At 51.4% G+C, this 18,745-nt stretch carries 13 protein-coding genes and 1 pseudogene; 7 read left to right on the top strand and 7 right to left on the bottom strand.

Annotation, left to right across the window (positions count from 1 at the left end; translation table 11 throughout):
* Positions 1–3: 3 nt before the first annotated feature.
* Genes dpdF through dpdD form a run of 7 tightly spaced genes read left to right on the top strand, consistent with a single transcriptional unit; the run spans position 4 to position 14,485 of the window.
* On the top strand, positions 4–2,484 hold the full coding sequence (gene dpdF / locus ABOC97_RS12030; RefSeq protein ID WP_248180115.1) for a protein DpdF: 2,481 nt from the start codon (positions 4–6) through the stop codon (positions 2,482–2,484).
* Positions 2,471–3,373, top strand: a complete 903-nt coding sequence (gene dpdG, locus ABOC97_RS12025; RefSeq protein WP_032175789.1) for a protein DpdG — start codon at positions 2,471–2,473, stop codon at positions 3,371–3,373. Before dpdF ends, dpdG begins: the two co-directional genes overlap by 14 nt.
* On the top strand, positions 3,370–6,507 hold the full coding sequence (dpdH, locus tag ABOC97_RS12020; RefSeq protein WP_349597784.1) for a protein DpdH: 3,138 nt from the start codon (positions 3,370–3,372) through the stop codon (positions 6,505–6,507). Before dpdG ends, dpdH begins: the two co-directional genes overlap by 4 nt.
* Positions 6,494–7,237, top strand: a complete 744-nt coding sequence (gene dpdI / locus ABOC97_RS12015) for a protein DpdI (RefSeq protein ID WP_349597781.1) — start codon at positions 6,494–6,496, stop codon at positions 7,235–7,237. Before dpdH ends, dpdI begins: the two co-directional genes overlap by 14 nt.
* On the top strand, positions 7,234–11,772 hold the full coding sequence (dpdJ, locus tag ABOC97_RS12010) for a protein DpdJ (RefSeq protein ID WP_349597779.1): 4,539 nt from the start codon (positions 7,234–7,236) through the stop codon (positions 11,770–11,772). The genes dpdI and dpdJ overlap by 4 nt, the downstream gene beginning before the upstream one ends.
* On the top strand, positions 11,769–12,314 hold the full coding sequence (dpdK, locus tag ABOC97_RS12005) for a phospholipase D-like domain-containing protein DpdK (protein ID WP_248180112.1): 546 nt from the start codon (positions 11,769–11,771) through the stop codon (positions 12,312–12,314). The genes dpdJ and dpdK overlap by 4 nt, the downstream gene beginning before the upstream one ends.
* Positions 12,314–14,485: a protein DpdD gene (gene dpdD, locus ABOC97_RS12000; protein WP_182289235.1), complete on the top strand. Its 2,172-nt coding sequence runs from the start codon at positions 12,314–12,316 to the stop codon at positions 14,483–14,485. The genes dpdK and dpdD overlap by 1 nt, the downstream gene beginning before the upstream one ends.
* Positions 14,486–14,522: 37 nt before the next feature.
* Here the strand turns inward: dpdD and queD are convergent, their stop codons facing one another.
* The 7 genes and pseudogenes from queD to ABOC97_RS11965 all read right to left on the bottom strand — a co-directional run.
* On the bottom strand, positions 14,523–14,885 hold the full coding sequence (gene queD, locus ABOC97_RS11995) for a 6-carboxytetrahydropterin synthase QueD (protein ID WP_032175795.1): 363 nt from the start codon (positions 14,883–14,885) through the stop codon (positions 14,523–14,525).
* 260 nt (positions 14,886–15,145) lie between these two features.
* Positions 15,146–15,535 (bottom strand): putative zinc ribbon protein, encoded by a 390-nt coding sequence (locus tag ABOC97_RS11990; protein WP_032175796.1) that lies wholly within the window; start codon positions 15,533–15,535, stop codon positions 15,146–15,148.
* Between the two features lie 139 nt (positions 15,536–15,674).
* Entirely contained in the window at positions 15,675–16,256 is a 582-nt protein-coding gene (locus ABOC97_RS11985; protein WP_032175797.1) for a YagK/YfjJ domain-containing protein, read from the bottom strand.
* Positions 16,257–16,591: 335 nt separating this feature from the next.
* Positions 16,592–16,969, bottom strand: a complete 378-nt coding sequence (locus tag ABOC97_RS11980) for a putative zinc ribbon protein (protein WP_131347512.1) — start codon at positions 16,967–16,969, stop codon at positions 16,592–16,594.
* Positions 16,970–16,980: 11 nt separating this feature from the next.
* Positions 16,981–17,514, bottom strand: a complete 534-nt coding sequence (locus ABOC97_RS11975) for a secretoglobin family protein (RefSeq protein WP_174349110.1) — start codon at positions 17,512–17,514, stop codon at positions 16,981–16,983.
* A 401-nt stretch (positions 17,515–17,915) separates the two neighbouring features.
* Positions 17,916–18,242, bottom strand: a complete 327-nt coding sequence (locus ABOC97_RS11970; RefSeq protein ID WP_248180111.1) for a hypothetical protein — start codon at positions 18,240–18,242, stop codon at positions 17,916–17,918.
* Positions 18,243–18,325: 83 nt separating this feature from the next.
* Positions 18,326–18,529 (bottom strand): annotated as a pseudogene (locus ABOC97_RS11965) (helix-turn-helix transcriptional regulator); the annotation flags it as partial.
* Positions 18,530–18,745: the final 216 nt, after the last annotated feature.

Here is an 18,745-nt window from a genome sequence, read left to right as displayed (position 1 = left end):
AGAATGGAATTCCAATGGAGGCAACTCCGTGAGCTACTCGCGATGGACGAGTGTCAGGACAATAATTTTGTAATCCATCAGGATGACGGTCAGTTTTTCTATCGTCTCTGGCGATGTCTGAACGATGCAGGCGCGGGGATCTCAGACCGATTACATGGCTATTATGACGCTTTACAATGTGCCCGAGCTCATGGGCTTCTGCCGTTGCGGCTGCCGCTCAAAGAGCGAATCTTATCAGAGGATTTACTGCGTGCTGGCCTACGGCGCAGCCGGGATTATCCTGGTGAGGTTCTGTTAGACGAGAACGCATTACAGATCGCGCCAGAGTTATTGGCAGTGTGGCGAAAGGAGAAAAGACGTCTGCTCCAGACCCCGCCGCTGGATACGTTGTTACCGATTCTGTTGAATGACACTAAATACACTCATTACACATCTGTTGGGCAGCAGCTTGCTGTACGCACGGTGTTGACGAGTGATAAAGACCGTTTTTTGTTTATTAACCTGCCAACGGGGGCTGGTAAGACGTTCATTATCCATTCTCTGATGCTGGCAACTCCCGCAAGTCAACTGACACTGGTGATTGTTCCGACTATCAGCCTTGCTATTGAGCAGGCTCAGCGCGCTCAGTCCATGTTACTGCAGGCAAACGCCGACCATGGTGGCGAATACACTTGGCACTCTGGGCAAACACCAGAGGCACGCGAGGCGATTAAGGCCCGTATCAAAGCCGGTAAACAAAGGTTACTGTTTTGTTCACCGGAGGCGGCATCCAGTGGTTCGCTGCTATTGCTTCTATTTTCACTGGCCAAGCGGAAAATGATTGGCGCCCTGGTCGTGGACGAAGCCCATCTTATCGATCAATGGGGTGCGGAATTCCGGCCGGAATTCCAACTGCTTGCGCCGTTGGTAAAATCATTGGTGGAAGTGAGTAAGGCGAGCATTCGCACGGTACTTCTTTCCGCGACGTGGAGTCAGGCAACGCTCAATACCCTTAAAGAGCTCTTTGCCGGTGATAACCCTCAGGCGATCGTTGAAGTTAACGGCAGTTTCCTGCGACCAGAGCCTATGTGGTACGTCAGCAAAGCTGACGATCGTGAAGATCATCGTCGGCAGGTGGAAGATGCGATTTCAACGCTACCGCGGCCGTTGATCCTTTACGTTACGACGGTCGAGGACGCCATCGACTGGCACCAGTATTTGCTCAAAGCCGGCTATAAGCGCTGCGGATTGGTCCACGGTAAAGTATCTCCACGCCAGAGAGAAAAGCAGATAGCCGACTGGGCTGAGGATAACGTTGATATCATGGTTGCGACCTCTGCATTTGGCGTCGGGATGGATAAAAACAACGTACGCGCGGTGCTGCATGTTACCGTCCCGGAAAACATCGACCGTCTCTATCAGGAGAGCGGGCGTGGAGGGCGTGACGGCTATGCTTCAGTAGCACAACTCATTTATAGGGACGATCAGATCTCTTTGGCTCGTCACCTTAACCGCGATAACCTTATCGGTGCAAAAAAAGGGTTTCTACGTTGGCAAAAAATGCATCAGAACCGGGAATCGGAATCACCCGGTTATTTCTCAGTTTATCTGGATACCAAGCACGACAGCATCAAAATTGATTCTCGTGCTAATGTCGCGTGGAACTGGCGCACACTCCTCATGCTCCAACGTGCCGGCTTCTTGAGTCTGCATTTTGCTGCACCGGATCTCGAACAGTTTGCCTCAGATAATGTGGACGATGCGAAGGTAGAACAGTACTTTAACCATTATTTCAGCCATATTGGCGTCAAACTCCATCGTGAAGGTCATCTTGATGTGCAGGAGTGGAATGGCACGTTAAAAGAACTGCGTTCCAGAGAGTTGCGTGCCCGGCAAAAAGGGTTTCAGGTGCTTGAAGATTGGTTGAATCATCAGGAAAATCCGCTATGTAGTGTCCTTGAATCGTTCTACACGCTTGATGGTTACGCCCCAGAACTGGCTTGTGGTGGTTGCCCAGGTTGTCGCTCTCAGGCGTTGTCAGCATATACGCCTACGCTGGGCTTGAATGCATATTTGATTTCTGGCGAAGAACGCGAGCGCATCGGTAGCGATATGCGTATTTATTACCCTCCGGCCCGATCCTCTGCTTTGCTGCTTCGCCAGTGGATCGACTGGATCGCACGTTTGCTAGTCACACGTGAGATTCAGGCCATCCGCGCAAGCTCGACCGTACTATCCCAATTAAGCCAACAACTTTATAAGAGCGTGCCATTCTGGTGCGCGCTTTCACATGACGATCCCTCGACAAACTGGAATGAACTGGTACTTGCCCTGCCCGGAGAGAGCCTGCCAGAACTTGACCCGTTTAGTGATATCAAACGAATCATTGTGGCCCCAGAGACGCTCCCTGAAAAAAACGTTCGGGGAAGGCTGTGGTGGGAGAGTGATCCCAGAGCTCGTACGCTGGACCAATTTATAAGGAGTTTAAGCAGTGGCAATCATTAATAACGCCCATCCGGGTAGCCAGATTCGCTTGATCTGCACAATTGATAGGGTCCTCAATCGCCGTGGAGGAAAACCGATTTTGCATGAAGATTTGGTTGAACTGCTGCGTCCCCAGGCGCTGCCGCAATCCGATATTGGTGCGGATCGTTTTCGGAAGAACCTGGATTTCTGGTTGGAAGAAGGGCTATGGCAGCAGACTGAGGCGGGTATTTCCCGACATACTCCACTCGCGAATGAGCGCAATCTGCCGAGCCGCGTATTACGCACATTGATAACAAACGAGCCAAAAGAGTCATTGCTGGAAGGCACCCGTGGACAGCCTTTCCTACTCAGTATCACCGCGTTGCTTGCGCAGGATAATTTTGCCTTCATCGGCAAGAGCACGCTGACAAAAGAGAGTGTCACGGGAGGCGTTGGACCGCTGCTCAAGGATTCGAACAACGAAGGCGTACGTCGCCAGATCAACTTATCAAATGAAGCGACAACGTTCCTTGAATTTGCTTTTTTCCTCGGTTTTGTTGAGCCATTTATGGATGGATATCTGGTTGATCCGACGCGAGCTATTGAGGGCGTACTAGACCGTGTGCTGGAGAACCACAGCAACCTTCCCGCAATTGACTTCATATCCCGGCTTGCAGAAGTCTTACCGATGATCGATGGCGGAAGCTATCGTCAGCAGGTTGAACCAATGATTACGGCAGATAACTGGACACCGAAAGAACCATTACATTTGAGCGCCTCTCTGAGTCAGGCGCTGGTGCGTCTTGAGCTGGCACTGAAGATAAAGTTTGAGATTAGGGCTGATGATCATCAGGCGCTATTGTTAACCGGGCCGGACGGTAATACCCAACGGATAAGCGCCATTAGCCCTGGGGAGCTTTTAAAATGAAAATGCTGGAATATTGGCCGTCTTTACCGAACATCAGACAGTGCATTCGTACCGAGGCGGAAGAGCTTTCGGACCATACGCTGCTGGCCGTTCATGAGCCAGCCCGAATCTTACGAATGAATACCGACGGCAGTCCGTTGGCGTATGAAACGGAAGAGCAGTTGCTAAAACACTTTCTGGAAGTGCAGCGCCCACTGCCAATCATAGGCAACACAGGGGTAGGGAAGTCCCATATTATCCGTTGGCTGGATGCGAACCTGCGCCTGCGCCCTGAATTTAAAAATAAACAGTGGCATATTGTCCGTATACCCAAAAGTGCAAGCCTACGGGAAGTACTTGAGCTTTTACTGGAAGGGCTTGAGGGCGAAATTTTTGATGAAGCGCGTGAGGATATCAACAAGGTCAGCGATAAACGCTCACCCAAAGAGATCGCTGAATGGCTTTTGATGTTGATGGGGCAAGAGCTTCGCGATCTTCATGCGCGTTCAAGCGCTGATTATGAGCAGCTTAAGCAGGAAGCGGCGGAAGCAAGCCCGGAGCAGCAGAATGCACTGCGCAAGAAGTCCTCTGAGTTAAAGAAAATCAATATTCATGCCGCAGAAAATGCCCTGCCGACGCTGATCAACGACGCTTATTTCAAACAGTTCTTACTAAAGGAAGAACAGTGCCTGTTCCGTTTCGCCAGCCGTCTAATCAGTGGCGCAAACAGCGATGAACTTGAAGAGGGTGAACAGCAACTTAAAGCCAGCGATCTTGATTTCCAAATACACCTAAGTGATCTGAGCCTTCCGACGCGTTCGTATATCAGTCGGACGCGACTCAATACGCATGAACCTGGTCGGCAGGAAGCCGCTGATATTCTGAACCTGGTGCTCGGTAAAGCAGCACAAACCCTTTTTAATCAGCTGTTTAATTTCCGGGGGCGCAGCTTTTCCGATCTATTTCTACAGATTCGAAAAGCATTGCATGAACGGGGAATGACCCTGATGGTGCTGGTGGAAGATATGTCTCTGATCACCGCTATTGAAGATGTGCTTATCGACAGCCTGGAGCGTGAGGGGACGCGCGATGGTGAAGAAGTGCTTTGTCCTGTGTGCTCGGCCTTTGCGACGACTGAAGGTTATCAGGGATATAACCGTCGTCGCCAGGGTATGCGTGACCGTGCGAAAGGTGAATGGCGGATCGAAGAGGTTGTAGGTGAGCGTTCAGAGACGCGGCAGCGGATTGTCGACTTTTGCAGTCGCTATATCAATGCCGCGCGTTTTGGGGATAAGTCTTTGCTCGAGTTCTGGAAAAAACGTACCAGCGATACGAACTGGGTGCCAAACTGGGATCAGCATGCTGAAGCCATTGAGGGTATTGATGCTTTTGGCTACAGCTCTCTGGGCTATGCGCTTTTTCCCTTTAATGAACGCGCAATTCATGCGCTGGCGGATGTTCACTGTGGCGATGGTAATAAGGGCATAAAATTTAATCCCAGAATCATCCTTAACAAAATCCTGTTAAACATCTTGTTCAACTATCGGGTTATGGCACAAGAAGGACGGTTTCCGCCTCCGCAACTTGATGGCATTACCGCACCTCATGGGCTGCGAACCTGGCTGAGTCGAAAAACGTTGGCGGAGCAGGACCGCTCTGAAACCGTCGCGGCTATTTGGGGATATCCGGCAGACAATGGTCCCGCCCTTGCTACCGCATTGCCTCCTGCGGTTGTGCGCTGCTTTGGCCTCAATGATTTGGCAAACGAACTCGCGTCGACTGAGAAAGGCGCGATCAACCCCGGTAATGCTGCAACGGTTGGACGAAAAATCGAGCCTGTCAGTGCGAAAACGGTGAAGCCAAACCCTGTTCCGCAAGAATCGGTTGAGCCTGTTGATCCCCTCGAAGCACGTGTTTACAAGATGGAGGCCAGCGTTTCCGACTGGATACTGAAAGATGTATTACTCGATCAGGATACGGCGAAATATATCCGTAACTCGCTGGCAATGATTTATGACCAGCACGCCAATGCTGACTGGTATGGTGCGAAGTCTAAGCCCGATATTCGCAGTGGGAATTTCGTTAACATTAATGTCCCAAATGCGCACGGTAACAGGCTGAAACAGGTAGTGAATTTTGTCTCCGAGGCGGAGTATAAGAAACGGTCAGTCTGGATAACTGAGGTATCGATGGCCCTTGCACGTTTCGGGCTCTATATGGACAAAAAAAATGGTCCGGACTGGACTTATTCGAAAGCTGAGGAAGATTATCTGGTTATACAGTCCTTTGCTGACCGTTGGGTGCCCTACGCTCTCACTGAACTCCTGCGCAGCAAGCGTGAAAATCAGGGGATGATACTGACTGAACATCTGCAGTTGGCCCGGGCCCTTGGCATTATCAAACCGAATGCGACCTCCAAAGAGGTGCTGAATCAATTGCTAATGAACAAAGAGGCATTGATCGGCCAACATAAATCTGCCGCCACAGAGAGCATTGCCAAAGTACGCTCTGACGCTCTTGATAAGTGGGAGGAGGTGAAGTCGAAATGGCTAAATCTCTATGCCCCAAACGATCATGCACTGGAAGGCGATATTGTGCAGAAAATGGTGCTGGAGGCCCTGAAACAACCAGCAGACAGCAGGATAGAGCAGGCGGCGAACAGAACGGTAAGAGAGATTGCGTCAACGCTGACCGAGGTCACGTATTTCTCTGATTGCGAAAACAGTGAGGCATTCGCTCAACTTATCGAGGATGCCGTATCGTTGTTGGAAGAGTTACGTGAAGAAGGTGACTATCCGGTTAATGCTGAGGTGGACTGCAGTACGCTGCAAGCAGAACTAAGTGCTTTAAAAGAAGGTGGCACGTGGGCAATGATCCTCAAATTACGAAGCATTACGCAGAAAGAAGAACCACTTGCTTTGTGGCAGTTGCTTTGCGATTTAGATGGAAAATTACTCAAGCGTTTTACAGATACTCTGCAGCGGTGGCAAAAGATTTGTAAGCAAACCTTTAGTGCGATTACGGGGTACAACCAGGATAAAGGTGGTCACCGAATCAGTGAGTGTCGCGCGCAAATTGACAGAGTCCTGATGGAGATGATGCAGGATCTTCAGATCCTCAAAGAGAATGCAGGAGGTAGCGATGAACACGCTTAAGCAGCAACTCATCCAACTTCGCAAGGATTTTCAACTGAAGAAGCAGGTGAAACAAGAAGATAATGTTTACGAAAAGTACCGGCAAATTCGCGACGATTTGCACAACGTTGCTTCATCTTTAAAGGAGACGGCAACTCAGCTTGATGTCATTACTCAACTGCCTTCACCGTTGTCGCAAATCACTCTTGATAGCCATGAAAAAGCGGCGATTTATGACGCTGAAATCGCTCTGAAAGAATTTGCGGAAAAATACCAGCATATGGCCGATGAGGCTCAGCAAAAAGGGGGATTAGGCGAGACGCTCAATGCGCTGATGGCCGTCCAGTCGAAATTTGCAGATAAAATTGATAGTAACTGGCAGGCATTCATCCACAATCTTGAAAGCCAACACATGCTGGAAACTGTCTTCCTTGAACAGCAAAAGACGTTGGGGCTCATTCGTATCTACAACGAGTACCGAACGGCTCTTGATGGGTTCAATCATCAGAAAATGATGGGGCCCGCTAATCCCATTGTGATTAAAAAACTACAGCAGTACTGTGATGAAATGGTCGAGTTAAAAGGCAAAATGGATTTTAAAGCGCCAGCCTGCGTCCTTGATTTTTTCCAGGCGCTCAATAATAGCAATCGCGCACCGTTGACTTTGCTGACGCCTGAAGTCCTTAGCTGGCTGACGGAAAAAGAAATGCTGAACTCATTCAATGTGATGCGCAAAGGTTTACTGGGATGAGTGAAATCACTACTGCTGTGCTGCATCACGTCCTCGACGCTCTTGAAGCAGAGGAAAATGCATTGCTGGTGTGGGGAGACACAGGTGGCTTCTTCAGTGAAGAAGAGTTACTGACTCACATCAGAAGAGAGTTGGGCGTTGTTTTTAAACGCACTCCGACCGATGAGGAATGTGATAATACACAATTGGCGATGCTAGACGCCGCCATGCTGATCCAAGTGCCGCACCTCAGCGGCATGCCTGTCTGGCGAACCCGAATGGGGGAGACGGTCCATCTCTTGCGTAACTTGCGCCAGTGGATGCATGGGCAAAAGCTGGACCAGAGCAAAACGCTGGTATCGGACTATCGCTTTATTCGCCGGCCGCGCACTTATCCCGATCGCATTTACGAACCGACCACGCTGATTACTGGCTGGAAAAAGCAGCTGAAATTAAGCGAGCGCGTTTGTGACATTATGCGCCAAGCGCTGGCGTCAGATAAGTCCTTCCTGCTGGCGGGTTTTCAGGTGCGATCTACCGAACGCATTATGCAGTGCTGGCAGGATCACAAGGTGAAAAGCGACACGGCCAGCGGAACCATTATTTGTGCCGGTACCGGTAGCGGTAAAACGCTGTCGTTTTACCTGCCTGCGCTGACCCGTCTTGCCGAGGAGATTTGCAGCAACCCTGAGCGCAAGGTGCGTATCCTCGCTATCTATCCGCGAAAAGAACTGCTAAAGGACCAGTTTGCTGAAACTTTTTCACAGTGCCGCAAGCTTGACGACTATATGCTCACGGCGGCCGGACGAAAAATTCGAATCGGCGCCTTTTTTGGCGATACGCCAGTGAAAGCGGAATGGTCGAGGAAAGACGTTAAGGGTAAGGTTGGGCTGCCGTTCGGGTTGATGAAATGCCAGCATCCCCACCCGCATCATCCTAAGCAAGCGTGCGGAGGGGCATTGATTTGGCGTCGTGAGGACATATTTGACGCGCGAGAGGTGCTCACCTGTACGCAGTGCCAGCATCAATTGGATCAGAGTGAAATCATGATCACCCGTGATGCGCAGCAAAATCGCGGCGATGCCCCGGATATTCTATTTACCACAACGGAGATGCTGAATCTCCAGTTGAACTCCACCTGGAGTAATCATCTGTTTGGCGTCGGAGAGGGCTATGGCCCGACGCTGGTCCTGCTTGATGAGGTCCATACCTACAGCGGAACCACCGGCGCTCAAACTGCGCTGTTGCTACGGCGCTGGATGCAGCGCACCGATTGCCTGCCGCATTTTGTTGGCTTGTCGGCAACGCTTGCCGACGCGCGGCACTTCTTTGCCAAACTGGTGGGCGCACCTGAAGAGCAGGTTGCGCTGATCCACCCCTACGCGGAAGATATGATCGAAGAGGGGGCTGAGTACCTGCTGGCGCTGCGAGGCGATCCTGTCTCTGAAACGGCATTACTCTCCACCACCATCCAGGCCAGTATGCTGATGGCGCGCATGTTGGATAGTGAAGCGAATAAGTCGAAAGGCACGTGGGGTAAGAAAACCTTCATCTTCACCGACACTCTTGATGGTAACAACCGTCTGTACCATGACCTCAGCGATGCCGAAGGCTGGGTCACGGGGCCAGGGGCGTCGCGCATTGATCACCCACCGTTGGCCGTATTACGCAGCCCCTTTGATGATACTGCACCTGAGCGGTCTAAAACCGAACTGGGGCAGAACTGGAAGGCGGCTATGGAGATTGGTCACGACCTCGCGCAAAACAAATCTATTTCCCGAACGTCGAGCCAGGATGCTGGTGTTGATGCATCAGCGGATGTCGTGGTCGCTACCTCTTCGCTCGAGGTGGGATATAACGACCCGCTGGTCGGTGCTGTTGTTCAGCATAAAGCGCCTAACGATGTCGCCTCTTATTTACAGCGTAAAGGTCGTGCCGGACGTCCACGGGGCATGCGTCCTTGGATGCTGGTAGTGCTTTCCGAGTTTGGCCGCGATCGCGTCGAGTTCCAGCGTTATGAAGGGCTGATGAGCCCGGAGATCAAACGTCAGGGCCTCCCGCTGGGCAACCAGCACGTGCAGAAAATGCAGGCAGCTATGGCGACCCTCGACTGGATCAGCAAAGTCGGGCAGTTCAAAGACCTCTGGGGCATGTTGAAAAAAGTTGAACATAATCAGCTGAAATATGACCGAATGTATGGCCCGCTTATCAAGCTGATTGAGGAGGTTCTGAGCGGCGGCAGACGGCTGAACGAGTTGACGCGCTACCTTCAGGACGCCCTGCAATTATCTGACGACGCGGTGCAGAATATCCTCTGGAGCCCGCCGCGCTCGGTCATGTTTGAGTTTCTCCCAACCATACTACGTAACCTCAGAACTCGCTGGTCGGTTAACGGCGTGGAGTGGGCCGGACTGCGCCCGAATCAGCCGAATGGCAAGGGCGAACAGCACCGGAGCAATTCACCCGCCCCGGAATACATCCCGCAGAACCTGTTTAGCGAGCTGAATTTGCCGGAACTGGACATTCGCCTGAAGCGTGGATTTGACGATGAAGACCACTGGGAAACTCTCTCTTTCTGGCAGGGAATACGTGAATTTGCGCCTGGGCGACTCTCTAAACGCTATGCCGTCAAATCGAACAAAAGTACCGACTGGCTGGTGCCACAATCCTACGAGCCGATGGCAGGGGAAGGGCGGCAATTCGTTGATTTCCAGATAAGCGATGCGTTCGGTGATAGCTGGCAAAACGAGTGTGAAGTTGACTATCAGGGAAAAACCATCAAGGTTGTTAAACCGTCGAAGGTCATGACCACCCGGGCCGACATTCGCCGTATAAATGATAAAAGTAATGCGCAACTGCAATGGGTACTCAACGTCATTAACCCCGCTATTGCTACGCCAGACGAGGTGCCGAAGGGACCCTGGAAGCACACGCTGAGTGATGTCACGTTCTACAACCACCAGCATATGACCCCGCTGGAACTGGTCCGCTTTTCTACCGGATCGCAGGCGTCGCTTCGGTTCAGGAATAAGGAGCGGGCTCACGTTGATTTCACCTGGGTTAATGGCGAGGAACAGGTTGGCGTAGGAAGTCGTCAATGGGTGGATGCAATGCGCCTGCGTTTTAACCTCACCTGTGATGATGTGCTTGGTCTGCTGCATCAGGAAGAAATTCAGCGAGGCATGCGCCCCGTTTATTTTCAACATCTTGTAAGACAGTCGCCGGAATTTGAATTTGACAGCTTCAACGCGGACTGGGCCATTGAATGTTTTATGGCTCAGCTTGCGGAGACACTGGCAAACGGCGCTCACTCCTCGGTTGAGTCGGCATTACGAGAAATGGCCTCCGAAAGAGGGGTAGAAAGGCTGGCAGAGATCCCGGCCAGCCTGTTCCAGCCGGATACCGACAATGAAGCAGGCACTGACCAGGCGCTACAGATTGGCCTCAACAAACTTCTTCAGCGACCGGAAATACAGCAACTGCTGCTGAACTGCGCGCAGGCGCTCTGGAAACCCCTGGCTGAAATCGACGGTTTTGTTGAATGGGCACGCCAGGTATTAGCGGATACCTTGGCTGCGGGTGTGCAGCAAACGCTAAGCACGCTGCTTCCAGACGTTGATGAGCGGGCGGTGGTGACAGACTCCTTTTGGATGAGCGATCCCGACAAGGGCGCTGAATGGCTGGAGATCTGGCTCTGTGAAATGGAGTCTGGTGGTAGCGGTATTCTGATTCGTTTACAGCAGAAGTGGGCAGAAGATCCTGTCTCCTTCCTCAATGTGCTGGTGCGTAATCTTTCAGCCAGCGACTACGAGCAGATCGATTACGATCTGCGAACTGTGTTGCAGATGCTGCAAACGGATGAGGCGCTTCGTATGGCGATCTCAGCCGTACGTGAAGCCAGCAACATGGACGCCCGGCGGGAGGCTAACAAGAATCTGCATTTGCGGCTTTCACAGCGCGGTCTGCGCCTTTCCCACAGCTTTACCACGGTGCTGTACTCGCGGATTCTGCGGGCGGGCAGCAGCGATGACACAGACACCCAGCTTTATCAGTTACTGTCGGACTGGTCGTCGCTTGAAGTGAGCGCGGGTATTGAGTTCAGTATGAACACCATGGCACACGCGCTGGCGGTGAACGCGCTTAGTGTGGAAACCGATGCTTCCGTCGTGTTTAACGCGCAGTGCCGGAACCAAAACCTGCTCTGGCCGCGTGGCTACACGATCCGCCAGGCTGAGCTCGGCTTTTACAATATGTTTTGCTCGCGCAAAGTCACAACCGAGCGTCTGCTTGCTGGCGCGTTATTTAGCGAACAAATCGAAAAGATTGCTCTTGACGATGACTGGCTTGGGCATTTGCATGCGGCGCTGCGTAAAGGCGGTCGTGCGGAGCTGATCCTCACTCGCCAGCAGCGAAATCAATTACATCAGGTCATTACCACCGTGCAAATTGAACCCATCGATCATTTGGGACTGCTGCTGTATCCGCGTCTCGGTGAAGTCCGCCGTGAGCAGGATTTGCTCATATTGCGTATTGAACTGGCGGAGGCGATGCAATGATCGGACGAGCAAAACAGCGGCAGATTTTTTTACATGGCTCCGCAGGGCAACGGCAGTTGCGAGAAGTCCTCAGCGCCCAGCTTGTTGCTCTGATTATGCAGCCAGAGCCAATCTGGCTGGTTTCGCCGTGGGTGAGTAACTTCCCACTACTGGACAATCGCTCAGGCCATTGGGACAGCATTGATCCTGCATGGGGAGGCCGGGAGATGGATTTCATTGAACTGCTAGCCTGTGCGGCGAATAACGGTGCGTCGCTTTCGCTGGTGACCCGCGACGACCCTATGAACCGTATCTTTGTAAAAGCATTGGAAAAGCGCCTGAGCAGCTTTGCGAATTTTCGTCTGGAATGGCGTAACCAGCTGCATACAAAAGGTTTTTTGACGCCTAACGTCTTCCTGAAGGGCTCTATGAATTTTACCCGGAGTGGCGTCAATCGAAATGAAGAATTTGTAGAACTGAACTGCGATTCGCATATGATCGGTGAAGCGATGGCCGAATTTGAAAGTCAGTATCTTTTTAGTGGATCACAGGAAGCGTTCTGATGTGTGCAGATTGGCTGAAAAACTTTTACGCTGAAGATAAACATCTGGATTATGACAGGGCGATGCAGGGCGGTTATAGCATCCAACAAATGAACACGCTGATTCAGCGGGCCGCTGCGCAACGGATGCCCTGCATCGTTCCTTCTACGCGAACGGGAAAAACGGTGTTTTATGCTCTGGCAGAGAATGCGAGAAGCCTGGACGAATTACGGCGCATTTTGACCGCGGCGCTGGGTTCCGCCGACACTAATGCGGATATCAGATCCCTCTATCACACTAACGATCCAGGGGAACAGTTGCTTCTGGATAAATCTCCGGACGGAATTCTGACCTTTGACTTTTTACCGGTGCCGGATGGATCGCCGCAACAGGTAAAAGAATGGCAGATAGCCCGAATGAAACGGGTCTACGCCATGCTGCAAATGGTGATGGATCTTTATCATCAGAGACCCGTCTTACATTCGCTGGTCAGTCGGCAAACTGGACGAATCCTCAGAGATTTCTACACAGCATGCCACGCTCGCGATGGCAAGATTGCCGAACAGTATCTGGAAGAGTTACGCGGAAATCAGATGCTTTCTTCTCTTAATCTCCTGTTTCTTGAGCTACAGGGGATGGCGGCTTCGGCAAAATGGGACTCGATTCTCAACCACCCTCGGCTGGAAGTATTGTTGCGCGGTCGGGTGCCGGAGCGTATCCAGCGTCTGCTGTTGCGATCCTCTGGCCATTTAATGCTTAACGCCATCCGCGATGCGCACTTCCCGCTGGACAGGCGTGAGGATGCAAGGCGACTGGTGCTGGGCTTATTGCCGCTGTACAAGCATAAGCCCCGCTTTGCTCATCAGGCGAGTTTTCTGCCTGACTGGCAAATGTGGACCATGGGGGCCGCGCTGCTGGGGATCGACGAATGGCAAACGGCGTCGCCTCTATTAGATCCTGACTGGATACAGCAGGTCGAGGGGTGGGTGACAGGCGCAAGTTCGCTGCCCGCGCCGATAGAAGCGGAAGAACAGGCGTTGATCCAGGCGCCGGTTGTCATGCTGATAAGCCTTGAAAACGCGACCGATTTGTTACTTGAAGCGCTACTGGCGGACGCTGAGCGCGAAAGTGAGATCTACGCACAACTGGCGGCGATGCCTGAAGCAACACGACAGGCATTGCAAAAAATACCCAAACTCTGGGAGGCGTGGCAGGCGCTGAAAAAACGCTGTGAACCACAAGACTATGGCTGGAGCCGCTGGCTTGCAGATATACAACAGGCTACGGAATCCGAACGGTTTGAATCACTGCGCCAGCAGGCGACCGTTCACTACATGGACTGGACGCCGTCAACCTTCAACGAAACGCAGTGGCAGGCGCTGCTGGAGCAGCAGTCCAACGCCCAGTTGAGCAAAGTTTTACGAGACGTACTGCCAACCTTTCTGAACTGGCTGGAAGAATATGACGTTCAGGTATCTGCCTCCTTGTGGCCGGACTGGCTTATGCTGCTGGCCGTTGAGGATATTCGCTCAGAGGAGGATGTGCGTCTCGGTGGAATGATTCTGGATAAATTCCTTTCCGGTACCTTCACCCGCGAGGAATATGCGTCCGCAATTGAATCGGTGGCAATGCTGTGCTCTGAAAACCTGTCGGTAAGAACCTTGGGCTACTCACTTGATATTGCTGAACTTCTTTATGATAAAGTCACGGCTGACGATGCCGCCAGATTAGGTTTCTGGGTCACCTTGCAGGAGTTGCTCAAGCAGCGCTGGGAGCGTCTGGATGTCAGCATGCAACTTTCTGCACGCTTGGTGGAAAGGCTCTATCTCGGCGAACATGCGGGACATGCTTTCCCGGAAGAGGATAATACGCCGGGTGTAGCGTCTTCGCTTCATCGCGATCTCAGTGGTAAAACGTTGGCGATTTATAGCCTGATGGAAGGGGCGGCAAGACGTGGGAAAGAGGCGTTGCTTCAGCTTTATCCAGGGCTACGAGTGGAACTCAACCACGATCACGTCGCTACTCCGGCGCTGGTGAACCTGGCGGAAAAAGCTGAATACTTTATCTTCGCCAGCGGCAGCTCAAAGCATCAGGCGTTCTATACCGTGACGGATTATCGCAAAGAGATAATCTATCCCTCAGGTAAAGGGGCGTCGAGTATGATCGCCGCCTTCGTCAGTGCACTGGGGTAAACAGCAAATAAGGAATAGCTTCTGCTATTCTTTATTGTTATTCACCACGGTAGATGCAGCCTGCGGAGCATGTCTCTTTCACGACAACTGCGCTAAGGATCGGGAGTTGTGTCTTAATCTGATTCCAAATCCATTCAGCAAGCACTTCGCTGGTGGGGTTTTCCAAGCCTGGAATGTCATTGAGATAGTAATGATCCAGCCTATCTAAAGTCGGTTTAAAAATTGCTTTTAGTTCGGCAAAATCGATAATCCAACCGGTATGCTTATCCACTTCACCGGTAATCTCAAGGCGCACGACAAAAGAGTGGCCGTGTAAGCGGCCGCATTTATGGCCTTCCGGAACATTGGGAAGACGGTGTGCAGCTTCAAAGGTGAAATCTTTGTATAACGTAGTTTTCATGGTTACCTCATTTTTTGTTATACAGTAACAATAAGAACCAGGATTTCCTAGCATTTCTGAGTTAGTTACCACTACTCTATTGATAGACAAAAATATTCCGGTCGAGCTTAATCCGGGCTGTTTTCGAGTGTGAGCCTATGTGCAGGCTGAGTATGCAACTAAATTGCGGGTTATCGCCGGCCACTGCCCAACATTGATCGCTGCGCGTGGTTCCCACTTAATGGTTTAAAGATTGGCGACAAGAAAAAACCTCAGCATTCTCATGTTGCCACAGTTGCTGGAAGGCTGAAGTTTCCAGTACGACAAATCAGGCAGTATCGTTCACCATAGTAATTGGTCTTGCATTGTGTGCACTGCCAGTCGGCTTTACTGACTCTGGGGATAACATTGGGGAGGAAGCGCTGTAGCCGTCTGGTTAATTGACTTTCACCCGCATCAAGTTTCACATAAGGGCAATGTTGCTGACCATTATCGGTAAGGCCCGCTTCGATGTGCTCAAACCACGGACGCTCAGTTTCGTACTCAGGATGGTATTGCAGTGCGCTGTTGCAAAAATGGCAGGTGTAGCGGTCGTAGAGTGCAGTTTGCGCAGTACGGGCACCGGTCAGGCGACCGTTACCGTCGAGAGCGATAAAAGATTTGGCAAACATATTTCAGGTTCCTGTCAGACAACACGCAGGCGTAAGCCGTCCCGCAAGGGCAGACAGACGCCATATGTGTTAAGTGTGAGGGATAAGAATTAACAAGAGATGCGGTGGTTCAAACGATGGGAAGATGACGTAAATAAGCTCAGATAATCCGTTCCTCTGTACCGGTTCGGGGACGTCCGGTTAATGGGCGATCGGGTACTTCGTTGCACCCGTACAGTAATAAATCATTCTTCTGTTCAATCTTGGTCATGTACTCCAGTACCTGGCGCATGTTGGTAATGCTTCCCGGATCGCTGTAGTGCACCGGTATATTGATATCGGATTCGTAGTTCGGTTTATGTTCACAACGATAGTAACAGCCGTCATGTTCCGTGATTTCACGCCAGCATGCCCCGGCCTTCTCCATCCAGAAAAAGGGCTTCTGAGTCTTATTACCATCCAGCCAGAAAGCCACATGCGCATGGAACAGGTGATCCTCGGTCCATTCAATTACCCAGAAATAACCCACCACTGCGGACATACTCATCATCATATCCATGAGTTGACGGACGTCAGGCTCCAACTGGCGGTGATCCGGGTGGCGATATTTAACGGTATTATTTCGATAGAAAAGATCCAGCCGTATTACCCTCAGGCAGGAATAGCGATTAACCATCGCATTAATATGCGAATCAAGAACAGATTTCAGAAACCAGTCCGGTTCCCAGGTGCGTTTTTTCATAGCGTGACCTCCTGATCGCTGAGGACAGGATCAGTTTGAATGGATATGTGGGAGAGTAGCGACGCCCTGAAGCGGGCATCGTGGTAGTCGTGTCTGTGCGCCATACAGCAGTCAACATGCTGCGTGTTGCATACGCAGCAATGGGATACTGAGAGTGGGGGGAATTACAGGGAACAAACGTCAGGGATTATTGGGTTACAGACTGCAAAGAAAAAATAGATTACAGACAGGGAGTGAGTATTAATTATATTAATTAACCGAAATTAAAATGCCCCTGGTGACACCCTCTTTGCGAGCGGTAAAGCACTGGTGGTTCGTGAGTCCGAATACTCTGTTCATTCCTCCCGGCTGTATATCCCCGTTCTGCACTGAGGGCACCGTTTCTCACCGCCATACGACAGGCCGCACATCGTGCATCGCCACCGGGTGGTCGTCATAACCGGGGGCAACTGTGTCACGAGTTGCTGGAGTTTCTCTACGGCAGAAGACTTCCCATTGGCTGGTGCCAGGTAAGGGCACTGTAGCAGCGCTTCCGGTTGTCCATTGGGAATATCGTGTTCAAACCAGGGCGGTGATGCTCTGGTGGACGAATGGAAAATCAACGGGCACTGGCAGTGGTGACAGAACCATTCGTCCCCGGTTGAGTTAAGCTGGCTGATAGCGAAAATCTCACCCGTTTTGCGCTGTGCGATATAGCATTTCTGAATGTGCATGCTCCATGCCCTCAGAGTGGTTTACTGATACGAATGTATTCTTTAGTCAGTGCTGTCAGACAACTGAACTTTTTTTGTCGTGTGCTGATCCACTTTTTCAGTGTGTGGGGGAGTGGCAAATGCAATGCGTACCATGCTCCCAGATCAATCCCACCCACCAGTTCACACCAACACAGTAGCGTCAGCGATTCACGTATACCGGGCTGTGGATACTGGCGGATTAAAAGCTGCAACTGTTCAGCAAGGGCGCTCAATCCCAGCCGGTAACATTCACTGCGCAGCATACTCATCAGTGGAATCCCCTCAGCACGCTTGATAATGCGTCCCGGGACGGATTCTTCTTCCACAGTGCCAGCCTGCACAGCCTCCAGTAAAAACTGAGGAATAATGAGTAGGTCGGTAAAATCACCCGGTAACGGGCAGGTCGTCATGGTCAGCCTGTGCCACTTTTTGATTTCAGGCCGACAGAGCCCATGGGTGACATGCAACCGGGTAAGGTCATCAAGCCAGGCCTGGCAATGAGCTGTAAAAATGGTTGAATTCATCTGTAACGCCTTATTTTTAAATGGCAGACAGCAGCATTCCGCCTGCGTGAATCGGTGAAGGGGACGTTGTCTGCGGGAATTAATGGGGTTTTCGGGGAAAACGCGTTTTCTTTCGTCACGGGTGCGAACGTCGTTCGCAACTAAGCCTTCACTGATATCAGTGGCCGGTAAACAGCAGGTATTCATCCATCATCAGGGTGAAAACGGAATTGTTATCCTAGCGGTCACCCAGCCAGAGATACAGTGCTTCGTCTGGCTGTGAAGCCAGGCGCTCGAGCCAGAAGCAGGGATCCACTCCGCACATCAAATCGCGCCAGCACAGCCAGACAATCTTGTGTCAAATCTCCTGACTGGTCAGCCGCTGTAACATCCTCAGCAATGCCGTTGTATCGGGAACAACTTCAGCCGGCGCATTCGCTCAGCAATATGCCTTCGAGCATGGGATGGTGAAGCAGCATTGCGGTGTCTGAGTCCAGCCGGGTGGACATGTCCTCTGTTACAGTGATAACCGGCGTTTGGTTACGGTGAAATAGCCGGTTCAGAGCATGGGGGACAACAGCAGTGACCTGATCCGTGTCCGTGAACCAGAGCGAACCGAGGATGAGATGATGGCTGGCCTGAATATTCGGGTGACACAACCCGTGCCGTATATCCAGTCGGATAAAATCGTCCAGCCAGCGCTGGTAATGTTGCAGCAGGAAGTCATGACGGGAATGAGGCGTTTTCACGATAACGATGCCCCCGTATCTTTTACTGCGGTTATCGTAAGCGGGCGTTGTGGGTGGCTGGTCAGGGATGGCGTTGAATTAACGCCACGGGAAGCGTTAATTCGTTGTAGTAGCCAGACTTCCACCTCACTCTGCAACCAGCGGGAACTGCGGCCAAACTTGGTAGGTTTTGGAAACTCACCATCTTTGATGAGCTTGTAAAACCACTTATCGGTTAATCCGGTGAGACGGGTAATGAATGCCATATCGATAAACTGGTCTTCGAGCAGGGGTAAAGTCGTGGTCATGATGAGATCCTCCGGTAGCTAAAGGGAAACCGAAGAAGGGTTATGAATTACTGCTGCCCTCTCCGGCATAGCAACCGGTGGTGCTGTAAAAAAGTGTCGTTAGCTTATTTTGTTTTTCTAGGGAAGGTGCGAATAAGCAGGTCATTTCTTCCCAAGCTGACTCGCTGATTAAAATTTCGCGGATCTGGGCCGATTTTTTTCCCGCAAACACATCGA

This window comes from Kluyvera huaxiensis (assembly GCF_040149365.1).
In the GTDB taxonomy this organism is placed as follows: Bacteria; Pseudomonadota; Gammaproteobacteria; order Enterobacterales; family Enterobacteriaceae; genus Kluyvera; species Kluyvera intermedia_A.
This window is presented reverse-complemented; position numbering and strand designations above follow the sequence as displayed.

What these genes read in the sequence shown, in the direction of transcription:
- dpdF (WP_248180115.1), top strand. Translation starts at nt 4, where the DNA reads ATGGAATTCCAATGGAGGCAACTCCGTGAGCTACTCGCGATGGACGAG.
- dpdH (WP_349597784.1), top strand. Translation starts at nt 3,370, where the DNA reads ATGAAAATGCTGGAATATTGGCCGTCTTTACCGAACATCAGACAGTGC.
- dpdI (WP_349597781.1), top strand. Translation starts at nt 6,494, where the DNA reads ATGAACACGCTTAAGCAGCAACTCATCCAACTTCGCAAGGATTTTCAA.
- dpdJ (WP_349597779.1), top strand. Translation starts at nt 7,234, where the DNA reads ATGAGTGAAATCACTACTGCTGTGCTGCATCACGTCCTCGACGCTCTT.
- dpdK (WP_248180112.1), top strand. Translation starts at nt 11,769, where the DNA reads ATGATCGGACGAGCAAAACAGCGGCAGATTTTTTTACATGGCTCCGCA.
- dpdD (WP_182289235.1), top strand. Translation starts at nt 12,314, where the DNA reads ATGTGTGCAGATTGGCTGAAAAACTTTTACGCTGAAGATAAACATCTG.
- queD (WP_032175795.1), bottom strand. Translation starts at nt 14,885, where the DNA reads ATGAAAACTACGTTATACAAAGATTTCACCTTTGAAGCTGCACACCGT.
- ABOC97_RS11990 (WP_032175796.1), bottom strand. Translation starts at nt 15,535, where the DNA reads ATGTTTGCCAAATCTTTTATCGCTCTCGACGGTAACGGTCGCCTGACC.
- ABOC97_RS11985 (WP_032175797.1), bottom strand. Translation starts at nt 16,256, where the DNA reads ATGAAAAAACGCACCTGGGAACCGGACTGGTTTCTGAAATCTGTTCTT.
- ABOC97_RS11980 (WP_131347512.1), bottom strand. Translation starts at nt 16,969, where the DNA reads ATGCACATTCAGAAATGCTATATCGCACAGCGCAAAACGGGTGAGATT.
- ABOC97_RS11975 (WP_174349110.1), bottom strand. Translation starts at nt 17,514, where the DNA reads ATGAATTCAACCATTTTTACAGCTCATTGCCAGGCCTGGCTTGATGAC.